The organism is Acetobacter nitrogenifigens DSM 23921 = NBRC 105050 (genome assembly GCF_000429165.1).
GTDB lineage: Bacteria > Pseudomonadota > Alphaproteobacteria > Acetobacterales > Acetobacteraceae > Acetobacter > Acetobacter nitrogenifigens.
Map to the genome: position 1 here is coordinate 270,428 of NZ_AUBI01000001.1, position 14,211 is coordinate 284,638.

A 14,211-nucleotide genomic window follows, 5' to 3' on the forward strand; every position below is an offset into this window, starting at 1 on the left:
GAGGTCTGGAGAGACGCCGACGATAAGCCGCAACAGGGTTGAATGAAAGGGATCAGGCGATCGGCAACAGGTTACCGTCTCGCGCGACATAAGAACAGGACAGACGCCGGGCCTCTTCTTCCGGGCGGTCGTGGGGCTCAAGAGCCGCTACAGTCACCCGCCCGCCTTCTCGCACTGCCTGCGCGAAGGCGGAATCCGTTCCAAAAGGAAGATAGACACGATCAGGCCTCGCCCTGCGCGGCGCTGCGCGAAATAGCGCCCCCGGACGAAAGGTCAGACCGCAAGCCGGCTCATTATCGTTGCAAAGGTAACGCCCGCCGCGCCCCAACTCCTCGCGCGAACCGGCTGCATACACCGTGACGCAAACGCCGGTGTGGTATTTCCACCCGCGAAACTCCACGGGATCCACCGTCAGGCGCAGCTCCGGCGATCGCACGCGAACGGCTTCAACGGACGCTTTCAGACGCTCGCTGTAAGCCCGCGCCGTCGCAGGCAACGACGCTGCGTCCAGAGCGGCAAGCGCCTGATCGGCTTCCCCTGCTGCGCTGAGCAGGGCGATGAGCGTGTCGGCGGCCGATCCCGCGTAACGCGCCACGGCGGCCGCATCCTTGCGATCAAGCGCATGCATCAGCGTCGTCCGCGTCGCCGCGCTCAACCCAAGTCCGTCGATCAGCGACGGAACGAGAAGCGGCATCGTAAGGTCGAAAGAGACGCCCGGCACGCCAAGTCGGGCAAGCGCCTCAGCCGCCACGCTGACGACCTCTGCATCGGCCGCCGGGCTGTCCGGACCGATCAACTCGATCCCGGCCTGCCCGATCTGGCGCTCGCTCTGTCCCGCCACGCCGCCGCCGACAACCACCGTCTGCCCGGCGTAAGAAAGGCGAAGCGGGCGCGGAGCGCCATCGAGACGGGTGGCCGCGATGCGGGCGATCTGCGGGGTAATGTCCGGTCGGAGCGCCATCATGCGCCGCGTATCCGGGTCCATCAGGCGAAACGCCTGATCAGCCACGGCGGCGCCTGAGGCGGTCAGAAGGGAGTCTTCGAACTCCAGCAAAGGCGGCGCAACCCGCTCGTATCCATGCCCACCAAACACGGCGAGCAGAATCTCCGTGCCCTCTGCTTCCGCTTCGGCGTCAGGAGGCAGGAGATCGACGAACCCGGCGGGGAGCAGCGCCGGGGATAGGGGCGGATCGAACGTCATGCCGGGGTCATATCACCGCATCAGGAAAACGTCATGCCCGAGGCGCGCCCGACCAGGATGATATGGCGGGCGGCAGCGGGCAGTGGGGCTCAGGAGCGAAGCGTCGCGCCCGTCGCCTTGGCGACCGCAGCAACGATCCGGGCCGCGACAGCCTCGATCTCCGCATCGGTCAGGCTCGCATCACGCGGCTGAAGCGTCACTTCGACGCCAACCGATTTCGATCCTTCCTGCACTTTCGGCCCTTCATAGACGTCGAAAAGCGACACGCCCACGATCAGGTTCCGCTCTGCACCTCGCACGGCGCGCAGAACGCTCTCCACCGCCGTCTCCTTGTCGGCAAGGAAAGCGAAATCACGACGGACGGGCTGGAGCGGCGACAACGCCGGAGCGTTTTTGCGGCGACGCTTCGGATCGGCGATGCGATCGAGGAAAACCTCACAGGCCGTGACGGGGAAGTCGACGCCCGCCTCTTTCAGCACCGACGGATGCAACTCGCCGAACCAGGCGAGCACAGCCTTCGGACCAAGGCGAAGCGCGCCGGAACGACCCGGATGATAATAGGACGGCGCATCGGCCGTCGTCGTCAGCGCTTCCGCCGCCACACCGAGCGAGAGAGCAAGATCGATAGCATCCGCCTTGGCCTCAGCGAAAGTCATCGGCAAGCCGCCGCCGCCGGGCGCGCGAGGCGTACGGCCAGCACGCAACGCAGCCGCGACCGTCGCTTGCCCGCTCTCGTCGAACGCGCCGCCAATCTCGAATAGTGCGACGTCTGGCCATCCGCGAGCAGCATTACGCTTCGCCGCCGAAAGAAGTCCGGGCAGCGGAGACGGCCGCATCTGGTCCAGATCCGCCGCAATCGGGTTGAGCAGGCGCAGGCTTTCAGGCGCGCCGCCAAAACGCAGCGCCTCTTCGTGCGAGATGAAGGAAAACCCGATGGTCTCCATCAACCCGCGCGACGCGAGAACGCGGCGAGCGCGCGCCACACGGCCCAGAGCAGGGCTTATCGCTGCAGCAGGCACTGGCGAGAGCGCTGGCAACGCGACCGGTGCGACGTTTTCCAGCCCTTTAATACGCAGGATTTCCTCGATCAGGTCGCATTCCGGCTCAATCGCTGCCACTTTGGCGACAAGCTCCGCCTGTCGTTCCGCTGAAAGGCCCGGATCGGGATCCAGCAGAACCGGCTGCGCCACGTCGTTGCGCCAAGAGGGAACTGCGACCGTCACGCTGTCCTCATCGCGCCGCAACGTCTCGAACCCCAGATGCCCAAGGATCGTCACGCACTCATCAGGCGGCACGGCGAGGCCGCCGAGTTCGGCGACGCGCCTGAACCGCAAGCTGGCCTCTCGCCGCCACTCGGGCTGAGTACCCGCCGATACGACCTCGCTCGCCTCGCCGCCACACAGGTCAATGACAAGGCGCGTCGCCGCTTCCAGCGCCGCGACCGGCAGCGCCTGATCGACGCCACGTTCGAAGCGGTGACGGGCGTCGGAGTGGATTCCTAGCCGCCGTCCGCTCAGTGCAATTTTCACAGGATCGAAGATAGCGCATTCGATGAAGACGTCGGTGGTGGCGTCGGTCACTTCCGTCGCCTCTCCGCCCATGATGCCCGCGATGGACTGAACGCCAGCGCCATCGGCGATCACGCAGTCATCGGAGTTCACGATATAGTCGCGTCCATCAAGCGCGCGGATCGTTTCTCCACCGCCCCGGCAAACCGTCAGCACGCCGCCCTTGATGCGGTTCACGTCGAAGACATGCAACGGCCGACCGAGGTCGATCGACAGCAAATTCGTGACGTCCACCAGACGCGAAATGGATCGCAGGCCGATCGCCTCAAGCTTCTCGCGCAGCCAATCCGGGCTGGGACCATTTTTGACGCCACGAACGGTTCGCCCCAGCACCCACGGGCAGGCTTCGGGGTAGCTGATCGCCCATTCGACGGGAGACGCGAAAACGCCCTCAACCGTCTCTGCGAGAAACGTCTTGAGTGTCCCGACGCCAGCCGCGGCGAGATCCCGGGCGACGCCATGGACGGAGAGCGCGTCGCCACGGTTTGGCGTCACGGCGATCTCAATCACTGTGTCGTCCAGGTTGGCAAAATCCGCATAGGACTGGCCCGGCAGCGTATCCGCAGGCAGTTCCGCGATGCCGTCCGTGTCCTCGCCCAGACCAAGCTCCCGAAGCGAACACAGCATGCCGTTGCTGGTCTCGCCGCGAATTTTGCCAGCCTTGATGGTGATGTCGAGGCCAGGGACGTAAGCGCCCGGAGGCGCGAAGATGACAGATATCCCCTCGCGCGCGTTCGGCGCGCCGCAAACGACCTGCACCTCCCCAATGCCGGGACCGGCGTCGACCTGACACACGCGAAGACGATCCGCGTTGGGATGCTGAACGGCCTGAAGGACACGGGCCGTGCGGAACGGCGCCAAAGCCGCGCCAAGTTGCTCGACTGACTCGACCTCAAGGCCAATCCGGTTAAGCGCCAGGCAGAGCTCGTCGACAGAGGCGCGCGTGTCCAGGTGGTCGCGCAGCCATGAGAGCGTGAATTTCATCGATCAGAACCCCTCGTGCAGCATCGCCGGCGCCAGCGGATCGACGCCGTAATGGCGGAGCCACCGCACATCGCTTTCATAGAACGAACGAAGGTCGGGAATACCGTTCTTCAACATGGCCAGACGCTCGACCCCCATGCCAAAGGCGAATCCCTGCCACTCGCTGGGGTCGAGACCGCAATTTGCAAGAACGCGGGGATGGACCATCCCGGAACCGAGAACTTCCAGCCAGTCTTCGCCCTCGCCGATCTCGCCGGTTGCGCGCGACCAGCCGATATCGACCTCCATCGAAGGCTCGGTGAACGGAAAATAGGACGCCCTGAAACGGACCGGCAGATTGGGCTTGCCGAAGAATACGCGCAGGAACTCGATCAGGCAGCCTTTCAGGTGCCCCAGCGTAATCTCGCGATCAATCACGAGCCCCTCGCACTGATGGAACATAGGCGAGTGCGTGGCGTCGTGATCCGCGCGGTAGGTGCGGCCGGGCGCGATGATGCGGATAGGGGGTTTCTGTCCGAGCATCGTGCGTATCTGCACGCCCGAAGTCTGGGTACGCAGGACCCGCTCGACATTCGGGCCGCCTGGAGACGGCGGCAGATAGAACGTGTCCTGATCAGTGCGCGCGGCGTGATGCGCCGGGGTGTTGAGCGCCGAGAAATTATGCCAGTCGGTCTCGATTTCCGGCCCTTCAGCGACGGAAAACCCCATCGCGCCGAAGATCGCGGTGATTTCTTCAATGGCGCGGCTGACGGGGTGGACGCCGCCGCGTTCGGTCAGCTCGACAGGCAGGGAGACGTCAACGCGTTCCTCCGCCAGACGCGCGTTCAGCGCTTCGGCCTCGATTTCCTGCCCACGGGCCTCGATCGCCTTGCCCAGTTCGTCGCGCAATTTGTTCAGCCGCACGCCGGCCGCTTTGCGCGCCTCCGGGTCCATACGGCCGAGTTGTTTGAGCAGTTCGGTCAACCTGCCCGACTTGCCCAGGACGCCAACGCGCACCGCGTCCCAGTCCCGGACGTTCGAAGCGGCCGAAAGCGCAGCCAGACATTCCTGACGGAGTGTGTCTACGTCGTCGCTCATTCTGACCTCGCTTGCCTGTGGACCCGCGCGGGCCTCGTTCTGTGTCTAGGGGCGGATAGCCTCTCCGCGCCGCCGAGAAAAGCCCCGAAGCCAAAAGCCGGGCTGCGCCAGCCGCCAGCATGCGACAGGCACAACCGGCCTAAACGCATATGTCGGGCCGCCCGAGCCTTGTGGCCAACCGTCGCTCCCCGGGCCCGTCAACGGGACGCGTATGATTTTGGCGTTTCGCGATCTCCTTCCGCACGTCCCGAAAGCGAAGCCGAAATGCACATCATGGACGACGAGATGCCCCCTCTTAGATACCGATATATTGTGAAATTCACGACATCCACGGCGCTATCAATGCGCGCCGCGCCCGCATTGGCAGGACTGGCGCTTTTTCTTTCGCTTGCGGACGCCGCCAGCGCGGCCTCGACATTACAAGTCACATCCATCAACGCCAGCGCACTTATCGCCGGGACGGGTCAGACGCTCGGCGGTCTGGTTACGGCCGAATCTCAGGCGGCCGCGGCCGTCGCTACGGCCCAGAGCACGGCAACGCAGGCCAACGCCAGCGCCAACGCGGCCATACCCTTGTCGCAAAAAGGCGCCGCAGGCGGGGTCGCCACACTCGACGCCTCCGGCAATGTGACTGCGCCGCTCTCGACGACATCAGCCGCTGCGTCCCTCAGTTCGACTATCGGATGGAATTCCGCGCTGACATGGGCGATAAACTCCGGAACTGGCACACAGTACGCCAACCCCAAAATAGCGGCCAACCAGCCGTGGCAAATGGGAACGGACTCGTCAGGAACAGCAGTGTATGACGACTACCTCCCTCCCACGCATCTGCGTCTCGGCGGGTCGCAAGAATTCGACGGAGTTCCGCTCTTTGTGCACAACGTTCCCTATGGTCCAGACGACATGGGGGTGGTTGATGGCGTCTTCATGCAATCTGAGAACATGCGTGGTTCGGAGGCTGGCGTAGGACCTGACGGCGCGAGCGGAATTGCGTCATACGACAATTTCGACGCCGTGGCGCGCTACACCTTCGCCGGAACCAATTCCCCGATTTTCGTCGCCACCGGCGCCGCGGTCACAGCGCCGGACGGCCTGACGCACACGCCGACATTCACCGCGACCGGCGCCACCTTCGCAAATCCGCTTCCTGCATCTTGGTCCAACTGGATTACCAACCACCCGCACGTACGGATGATGACCAACGAACTGGGCTCATCGAGCGGATATATCAAAACCTACGCGGGACAACTCACAGGTTACACGACCAACTCCGCAGGACTCGTAACAGCAATCAGCACCGACGGTTGGCGTATTTTCAACGCATCCGCTTCGACAACCAACCAGATTCCCGGGACAAGCACTGTAGACGGCTCTACCGCTGCCCTGGATACCGTATGGTCTGACTTTCAAGCGCCAGCGATCATGTTTGGGGTCTACACAAAAGCATTTGGCGAAAACGTCATATGCTCGCTCCCCGGCCCTACTCCGAACGCATCCCCCGGAGATATCAACTATCCCACCGGCAACGCCAACAATCAGGTGCGTAGCTGCGAAGGAATTGAATATGATCTCTGGAATAATGACACCACTGGAAACACCGCATATATGCGCGGCATAACCGTAGCGTATAGCGGAAACACGTCGCCCACAGCGGACAGTTACGATATGGATCTCGCTGGCGGCAATGCAACTATGCTCAACATCGCGGGCGAGTGGTATTCGGCAAATATTTCCTCGCGCCCCTTTTCATCCGCTGGTTATGGCGGTCCGGCTTATGCGGCAGGTTCGCAGTCAGTCATTGCCGATTTTGATCAATCCAATCGCCCGGGATGGGATGCTGACTCAGCGTTTCCTACATATTCGCACAACATGAGAGTGACTCTGTGGAATACACGCAACACAAATGACACCTCCAACACCAATGACTACAACGATATCACAACAAGTCTCGGCGTACAGGTCGATGGCCATGCCAGTCCGACATTAGCCATGGATGGTACCATACAAGAACATTTGGAATTCAATCCGAGTAATTTTCCGAACGGCATCGCACTATGCGGGTATCAGATCTGCGGTTTCGCTATAAATGGTTCCGGTAACGCACAGTTTAGTGCCGATGCGAATATATTATCTGGAAAATCACTTCTGTTCACGAATACAAAAGGAACACAGATAGGCTCACTTTACGGCGGCACGGACGGTGCGATACATATTAGTTCTACAACAGGAAGCACAGGTATTATTGCGGTTGCCGCAAAAATACGCGCAAGTGGAGCTATAAACGCTGGGAACGTGACTTACTCTACTTTGCCCTCATCCAGCGCAGCCGTCGGCGATCAAGATTACTGCACCGATTGCTACTCCACATCGAATTCATCAGCCACAAAAGGCGTTCCCGTATGGTGGAACGGATCAAACTGGACCGACGCCCTAGGCAATACTGTAAACCATTAAATCCATAAATATTAAAAAATCAGTGAGAACGCGCTTTTGAGCGCGCTCACTGAGCCTCCCAATTATAATTTTATTCTTTTAACAAGACATAGTTAAAAAACATATCTCATCTCAATAGATCGCCTTTCCCTACATAACATACAAAATTTTTCTTAAATTGAAGATTGTGCTATGAAAAATATCAATATATTTCCCTCCCCAACATAGCAGGATCACCCTGATGAAGCAATCTCGAACTCAAATACTCTGGAGTAAGTCGTCTTAATCCCTCTACGATATTCGAACCGACGCCCGCTTCCGTCAATGCCAAACCACATGCAGCGGCAGCAACAATGTTTCCAACACGCCGGCTTTGATCGAATTTAGTTGCGATCATCATTTTGGTCCGAGCTTTTTGAAATATCTCCGCTATATCAGCTGACTCTTCAGCGTCCATACCAGCTGGAAGCGTAAGACATAGCTGCGCCCGCGCAATTGCGCGAATTTCAACAAGAATAGCGTGAGCGTCAGCGCCATAAACGTCTAACGCTTCGGTATCTATTAGAACAGGTTGCCCATCCTTGCGTTCACGTAAAATCAACTTTAAACTCGAAACATCAATAGCATGAAAGTACTGAATGTTCAGTTGCGTCATATGGGCCTGTAATACACGAGCACCAATCGAGATCGCACGCTCCACACTTATGACAAGCGGCTGAGCACCACCAGCTTTCAAACGAGCTGCTAGCTTCACGACTGTAAGTGTTTTACCGGAGCCCGCGCCTCCCACCAAAGCTATGGGGGATTTTCCCGGAAGAAAAGAAAATTTTCCAAATGATATTATATTACACAAAGAACTCTGTAGGTACTTCTGGTTAAAATTTGAGGCCAAAATTTTTGGAACACCATGCCACAGTAATCTCTCTAAGATCTCTAAATCTTTACCGTCGTTTCGCACTACACACACCTCATACATCACGACACAGAATTCATTGTTGATTTCGTATCAGAAATTCATTGACTTTAATTTTCATGCCAAACTGCATAAAATCTGCAATTGTACTTTATTAAAACATTACTAAATCGAATTTGAAATCTGGATTTTATACAGAACTTTTCATTTCTTATTAATAATAAAAAAATTATAAATATACCTTTCTAAAACATTCGGACGATCTGGAGTAAAATCACACAATTGAACAACCAGAGCCTCTTTATCGGGTCAACCGCTTCCATCCGATCGAATTATGCTTTAGGCACGTCGTATCGACGCCCAAAGAAATCGAATTTTATCCGTCTAACAAAAAATCGCTTCAAAATAAAAGCCTCATGAATTAAAAACATTTTTCAAAAAATCACCAATCATTAAGTACAAAATATTAACTATACAAATAGAATATCATACAATAAAATTACGGACAAAATTTAACGAATTGTTGCAATAGTTTTTATTTTAGCACGTGGCGCAATTTCAGTTTGAGCGAGGACTGGAGTCGTCAACCTCAATCTTTCCAATATAGCGTGAACAGCAGTCCTAATTCCTCCGCCAACAATCAAAACAGGCACCTCTCCCACTCCAGCTGTTTGATCCAAAACAGCCTTTAAGCGACCAATAAGTTCATTCAATTTTGAGGGAGCTAACGCCAATTGCCTATCATCTGGGGGGCCGACCATGCTGTCCTGAAGCAACTCCTCCCACTCCGAACTTAGGGCAATCAAGGGAATATAACCATTAGGCCCGGTATAAGCCGCGCTAATTTGTCTACACAGTCGCGTCCGAACATGTGAAGTTAATTGCGACACAGAACGCATGCCCTGACCACATCCCTCTTGTATGCTTTCAAGGATCGCAGAAATGTCCCGAATAGAGACTCTCTCGGATAGTAACCCCTGCATTACACGTTGCACCGCACTCAACGATATTTGGGACGGAATCAGATCTGAAACAAGTTTTTGTTGATCTCGCGGTATTTCGTCGAGAAGTTTTTGCATTTCTGAATATGTTAGCAAATCCGAAATATTTTCGCGCACTAACTCACTTAAATGAGTAATAATAACACTAACAGGGTCAACAACTGTATAGTTTTTAAAGGTAGCTTTCTCACGCAAGCTAACATCAACCCATATTGCTTGAATGCCGAATGCTGGCTCCCTCGTTTCTTCGCCCGGCAAATCAGGCATACCGCCTTTGGAATTCATAACCAACAAACGATTCGGACGAACCTCTCCGCCACCAACTTCAATTTCTTTAATCTTTAAAGAATATTTATCCGAACTTAACTGCAAATTATCTTGAATTCTAATGGATGGCAATATGAATCCCAGTTCCGTAGCGATTGTTTTTCTTAAAATTTTGATTTGCTCCGCAAGCTGTGGATTTTCTCCACCAGCTAAACCTAATAAGCCAAAACCTAATTCCAAACGAATCATGTCAATTCTAAGGGATTCTGCTATCGGCGGCTCGACGGACGTGAGAGAAACCTGCGCGGTCGAAGATATATCCTCGACCTCACTGACCGGGCGCTTATATCTTGACCATGCGGCCGCTCCACACATCCCTCCCAAAGCCAAGAACGGGAGCGTTGGTAGACCAGGTATGACCGCAAGTATCATCGCAACACTTCCGGCAAGAGCAAGCGGTTTCGAGCCCCCCCCTAACTGTCGTACCAACGTAACATCAGCCCCTCCCTCAGTACCTCCTTTTGTAACCACGATACCGGATGCAGTCGAAACCAGCAGCGCCGGAATTTGTGACACAAGACCGTCACCAATAGTTAGCGTTGTAAATGCCGACGCAGCATCTCTCAGCGGCATCCCGTGTCGAATTACACCAATCGTCAGCCCACCAAGAATATTGATCGCAGTAATAATCAAACCTGCAATCGCATCACCCCTCACAAATTTAGCGGCGCCATCCATAGAACCATAAAATCCACTCTCTTCTTCCAATTCGCGACGTTTCTTACGGGCTATTTTATCTGAGATCGCCCCAGACGCTAATTCTGCGTCGATAGCCATTTGCTTTCCAGGCATAGAATCCAGAGAAAATCGAGCGGCAACTTCCGCAATGCGACCAGACCCCTTTGTAATTACCATAAAATTTACAATAAGAAGGATTGAAAAGAGAATTCCACCTATAACAACGTCCCCTCCCATCAAAAAACCACCGAATGCGGCTACAACATGCCCCGCTGCATACACACCTTCGCTTCCATGCGCCAAAATCAAGCGGGTAGTCGCAACTTCCAGGGAAAGTCTCAACAAAGTTGTTAAAAGCAACAGTGTTGGGAATGATGTAAAATCTAATGGTTTTTTTAAAAAAAGTGCCACCATCAAAATTAAAACTGACGAAGTGATGGAAATAGATAAACCGGTATCAAGAATGAACGTGGGTAGAGGAATAATTAAAATAGACAAAAGAGCGGTCACCGCCAACGCCAGCCCTACGTCCGTTCCTGGAACGAGCCGTTTCCACGCCCCAGAAGTAATATTCTTAATTTTAAATAGTTTATTAATATTTCTATAAATTATCATAATTATTCCGCTCCACGCGCCGCGTTCTTATATCATTTCAATCATTGTTCCGTGGCTAACCCTAAAGATGGTCGCGGCACACTCGCCCCTTTACTAGCATAATTTCGTAATTTGTTCCGAAGAGCACGAATGGAAATACCTAAAATAGACGCCGCATGTGTTCGATTTCCGTCAGTATATGTGAGCGTATCTAAGATTAGAGCCTGCTCGACATCATCGACACTACTTCCAACCCACGGGTTTGAGTTTACTGCCGCCTTCTCGGTACCTCGAGAAGATGAAACTTCAGCGACGTTAAAATCCTCGACATTTATTACATCGCATGAAGATAAGAGAACTGCTCGGTGAACAGCGTTCTCTAGCTCTCGAACGTTACCTTTCCAAATTCCATTAGTAAGTATCTCATTAGCTTTATCGCTGATGGCCCGCGTCGGTAGACCGTTTAATTTGCAGTATTTCTTACTAAAGTGCTTTGCGAGCGGAACAATGTCGAGCCGACGTGACCGCAGTGGTGGCACTGTAAGCGAGACGACGTTCAATCGAAAATATAAATCTTCACGAAACCGTCCGTATTTTACTTCACTTTTCAGATCACGATTGGATGTTGCTATTATCCTGACATCTAGCGGAATTGATGCGTTACCACCCAGTCTATCTACTTCGCGTTCTTGTATCGCACGCAAAAGTTTGGCCTGCATCCGTACATCCATTTCGCTTATTTCATCGAGAAGCAAAGTTCCACCATTTGCCGCTTCAAAGCGCCCAACTCGACGGGAAAGAGCGCCACTAAAGGCCCCTTTTTCGTGTCCAAACAACTCAGATTCGATAAGAGTGTCTGGCAAAGCTGCGCAATTAAACGCCAGGAACGGGCCTTTATTTCTGTGCGATTTTTTGTGAATGTATCTAGCTAAAACCTCTTTCCCTGTTCCAGACTCACCGCACACAAGCACAGAGGCGTCAGAAACAGCTACCTTCTGAACCAGAGACAACAATTGTGACATGGCCGGATCAATACTTATCAATTTGTGTGATTCGTGCGCCACCTCTTGCAAAAAAGAAGCTATTAAATCTGCGTCAGGGGGAAGAGGTAAGTAATCCTCGGCTCCATCTGAGATAGCCTCTGCCGCCAATGCTGCATTCGCTGGTCCACAAGCTAGTACGGGGACATGAATGCGCTGGCTCGCAAGTCCATTCACAAGTGAGCGAATTCCGCACTCAACCTCGCAAATAGCAAGATGATGATTTCCGTGTGAGCAAGCCCGATCTATCGCTTTGGAAACGGTTTCCTCGTGATCTACCTGTATGCCTCGCCCGATGACGACATTCGCAGCCTGCCCGAGTCGCCCCCGGAGACACCCGACGATAAGAACACGCATATTAAATTCTCACGTTTTTTTTTCTGATTTTATTATCTCGGTCATAGTCACTCCAAGTCGACTTTCATCAACCATAACGACTTCACCACGCGCGATCAGTCTGTTATTTACATATATATCGATTGCCTCGCCCACCCTCCGATCTAATTCCACCACTGCTCCCCTACCAAGCTTCAGAAGTTGGCTTACTTGTATCGTTGACTTACCCAGAACAGCACTAACTGTTACCGGAATATCGTACACTGCCTCGAGATTATGCGCTTGATTGCCGCTGGCCTCTACGGCGCCAATGTCCAGGTCGGTTAGCTCATTTAACATAGTCAGATCGCTCATTTATTACTCCTATACTTTCAGATTATTTGGTAAAGTCACCTGCGACATACATGAGTATATCTTTTGTTGCGGATTCGACATCTCGAATCAAATGGCCATCCGGCCAAATTATTTCTATATCCGAAGGACCTAATTTCTCAGATTGTTCGACAGTTATCCACGGAGCTTGGAAAATCTTTGAAACATCGTCATGCTTAGTAATCGCGTCGAATGTCAGTGGATTAATTATCACTGTAATTTTGAAATTATTTTCCAATAGAGGCAATATTTTATTACAAATACCAGCTACCACATCTTCTGCGGCAATATTCTCAATGACAGGGAATGTCGAAAAAAAGGAATAAAACAAGGATTTAGATAGTGATTCAGAATAAATTTTTACTTCACTCAAAAACAATTTATCTAAATTGCAGATTTTTTCACGTATTTTTTTAGGCTATATTGAATTTCTTCTTTTTCTTTTTTATTTGCATCTTCAATCATTTTTGTATTCGAGAGCGCCACCGCCTCCGCGACCGCGTGGTTCAAATGCTCTTGCGAATAAATCAACTCTTCCAGACTCTCGGCAGGAATATTTCTTGCTATCTCCTTATCCACTTCGTTTTCTACGTCTTTCTTTTCTACAACATTTTCCGAAAAATCGTCTCCAAAAGTAAATTTCTTAAAAAATGACACTCTACTATTTTCAACCCACATCATAAGATCACTTCGTTATTTTCAGATGTAGGAGTGATGTCTATTTCCCCTTGATTGGCCAACATTTTGACCGTTGCGACTATTTCGGCTTGAGCCGCATCGACATCTTTCACTTTCACTGGACCCAGAGATTGGATTTCGTCTTGCAAAATTTTTCCCGCTCTTCCGGTCATTGCTGACAGGAACAATCTTCGCACATCTTCCGATGCGCCTTTCAGTGCTAAGGGCAGACGCTCTCGATCCGCATCTCTCATCACTCTCATGATTGACTCCGGCGGAAGTCTTTTCATATCTTCGAAAGTAAACATAAGAGCTTTAATACGTTCCGCATCTTCAAGATTTCGTCTTTCCAGGGCATTCATAAACTGCCCTTCGATTTTTCTTTCGAAGCTATTGAATATTTCAGCGAGAAGTTCGTGGCTATCTCTCTTTGTAGATCGCGCCAGATTCGCAATAAATTCAGAGCGTAGCGTCGCTTCTACGCTGTCGATCACGTCACGTTGAACGTTTTCCATACGCAACATACGAAGCATTACATCGACTGCGAATTCTTCCGGTATAAGCGACAGCACTCTGGCCGTTTGAGCAGGATTCAAACGACTAAGAATTACGGCTACTGTCTGCGGATATTCGTTTCGCAGGTAATTCGCCAAAACATTTTCAGGAACATTAGCTAATTTGTCCCACATCGTTCTGCCGGCGGGACCACGTATCTCTTCCATAATCTGGCTGGCCCTATCATCCGACAACGCCCTGCGCAGAATTTTTTCCGTAGTCTCGTAAGTCCCGACGATCATATCGGTAGATGAAATTGATTTCGTGAATTCTTTACATATAGATTCAACAGTTTCCGCTGGCACTGCTCCGATCGTCGCCATGGCGGACGAAATTTCCCGTATCTCACTTTCATGCATGAGAGCGATTAACTGCGCAGCGCCTTGATCACCGAGCGCCAGCATGAGTATCGCGGCTTTTTGGGGGCCTGTTGCCTCTAACTTACCAAGCATAA

At 53.0% G+C, this 14,211-nt stretch carries 11 protein-coding genes; 1 reads left to right on the forward strand and 10 read right to left on the reverse strand.

What is annotated here, in order from left to right:
- Nucleotides 1-52: 52 nt before the first annotated feature.
- The 3 genes from G442_RS0101280 to pheS form a co-directional block, all read right to left on the reverse strand.
- A complete protein-coding gene (locus G442_RS0101280) occupies nt 53-1,201 on the reverse strand; it encodes an ATP phosphoribosyltransferase regulatory subunit (RefSeq protein ID WP_026396526.1) in 1,149 nt (382 codons plus the stop codon).
- Between the two features lie 89 nt (nt 1,202-1,290).
- Nucleotides 1,291-3,753, reverse strand: a complete 2,463-nt coding sequence (pheT, locus tag G442_RS0101285) for a phenylalanine--tRNA ligase subunit beta (protein ID WP_026396527.1) — start codon at nt 3,751-3,753, stop codon at nt 1,291-1,293.
- 3 nt (nt 3,754-3,756) lie between these two features.
- Nucleotides 3,757-4,830: a phenylalanine--tRNA ligase subunit alpha gene (gene pheS / locus G442_RS0101290; RefSeq protein WP_026396528.1), complete on the reverse strand. Its 1,074-nt coding sequence runs from the start codon at nt 4,828-4,830 to the stop codon at nt 3,757-3,759.
- Between the two features lie 342 nt (nt 4,831-5,172).
- Here pheS and G442_RS25685 point away from each other — a divergent pair, with 342 nt between their 5' ends.
- Nucleotides 5,173-7,284: a hypothetical protein gene (locus G442_RS25685; RefSeq protein ID WP_146882075.1), complete on the forward strand. Its 2,112-nt coding sequence runs from the start codon at nt 5,173-5,175 to the stop codon at nt 7,282-7,284.
- A gap of 181 nt (nt 7,285-7,465) precedes the next feature.
- Here G442_RS25685 and G442_RS0101300 read toward each other — a convergent pair whose 3' ends face one another.
- The 7 genes from G442_RS0101300 to fliG form a co-directional block, all read right to left on the reverse strand.
- Nucleotides 7,466-8,239 carry a P-loop NTPase family protein gene (locus G442_RS0101300; protein ID WP_084440279.1) on the reverse strand — a complete coding sequence of 258 codons (774 nt, stop codon included), beginning with the start codon at nt 8,237-8,239 and terminating at the stop codon, nt 7,466-7,468.
- 449 nt (nt 8,240-8,688) lie between these two features.
- A complete protein-coding gene (flhA, locus tag G442_RS0101305) occupies nt 8,689-10,797 on the reverse strand; it encodes a flagellar biosynthesis protein FlhA (protein ID WP_084440280.1) in 2,109 nt (702 codons plus the stop codon).
- Between the two features lie 41 nt (nt 10,798-10,838).
- Nucleotides 10,839-12,173 (reverse strand): sigma-54 interaction domain-containing protein, encoded by a 1,335-nt coding sequence (locus tag G442_RS24200; RefSeq protein WP_084440281.1) that lies wholly within the window; start codon nt 12,171-12,173, stop codon nt 10,839-10,841.
- 9 nt (nt 12,174-12,182) lie between these two features.
- Entirely contained in the window at nt 12,183-12,491 is a 309-nt protein-coding gene (gene fliN / locus G442_RS0101310; RefSeq protein ID WP_035376069.1) for a flagellar motor switch protein FliN, read from the reverse strand.
- Nucleotides 12,492-12,528: 37 nt separating this feature from the next.
- Entirely contained in the window at nt 12,529-12,897 is a 369-nt protein-coding gene (locus G442_RS24800; protein WP_146882079.1) for a hypothetical protein, read from the reverse strand.
- An 11-nt stretch (nt 12,898-12,908) separates the two neighbouring features.
- The gene (locus G442_RS0101315; protein ID WP_026396532.1) at nt 12,909-13,205 is read right to left on the reverse strand and encodes a hypothetical protein; all 297 of its coding nucleotides are present in this window, start codon (nt 13,203-13,205) and stop codon (nt 12,909-12,911) included.
- On the reverse strand, nt 13,202-14,209 hold the full coding sequence (gene fliG / locus G442_RS0101320) for a flagellar motor switch protein FliG (protein WP_026396533.1): 1,008 nt from the start codon (nt 14,207-14,209) through the stop codon (nt 13,202-13,204). The genes G442_RS0101315 and fliG overlap by 4 nt, the downstream gene beginning before the upstream one ends.
- Between the last annotated feature and the right edge of the window lie 2 nt (nt 14,210-14,211).

Coding starts and splice junctions, on each gene's coding strand:
- fliN (WP_035376069.1), bottom strand. CDS start 12,491: ATGTTAAATGAGCTAACCGACCTGGACATTGGCGCCGTAGAGGCCAGC.
- G442_RS0101300 (WP_084440279.1), bottom strand. CDS start 8,239: ATGTATGAGGTGTGTGTAGTGCGAAACGACGGTAAAGATTTAGAGATC.
- G442_RS0101315 (WP_026396532.1), bottom strand. CDS start 13,205: ATGATGTGGGTTGAAAATAGTAGAGTGTCATTTTTTAAGAAATTTACT.
- fliG (WP_026396533.1), bottom strand. CDS start 14,209: ATGCTTGGTAAGTTAGAGGCAACAGGCCCCCAAAAAGCCGCGATACTC.
- G442_RS24200 (WP_084440281.1), bottom strand. CDS start 12,173: ATGCGTGTTCTTATCGTCGGGTGTCTCCGGGGGCGACTCGGGCAGGCT.
- pheT (WP_026396527.1), bottom strand. CDS start 3,753: ATGAAATTCACGCTCTCATGGCTGCGCGACCACCTGGACACGCGCGCC.
- flhA (WP_084440280.1), bottom strand. CDS start 10,797: ATGATAATTTATAGAAATATTAATAAACTATTTAAAATTAAGAATATT.
- G442_RS25685 (WP_146882075.1), top strand. CDS start 5,173: ATGCGCGCCGCGCCCGCATTGGCAGGACTGGCGCTTTTTCTTTCGCTT.
- pheS (WP_026396528.1), bottom strand. CDS start 4,830: ATGAGCGACGACGTAGACACACTCCGTCAGGAATGTCTGGCTGCGCTT.
- G442_RS0101280 (WP_026396526.1), bottom strand. CDS start 1,201: ATGACGTTCGATCCGCCCCTATCCCCGGCGCTGCTCCCCGCCGGGTTC.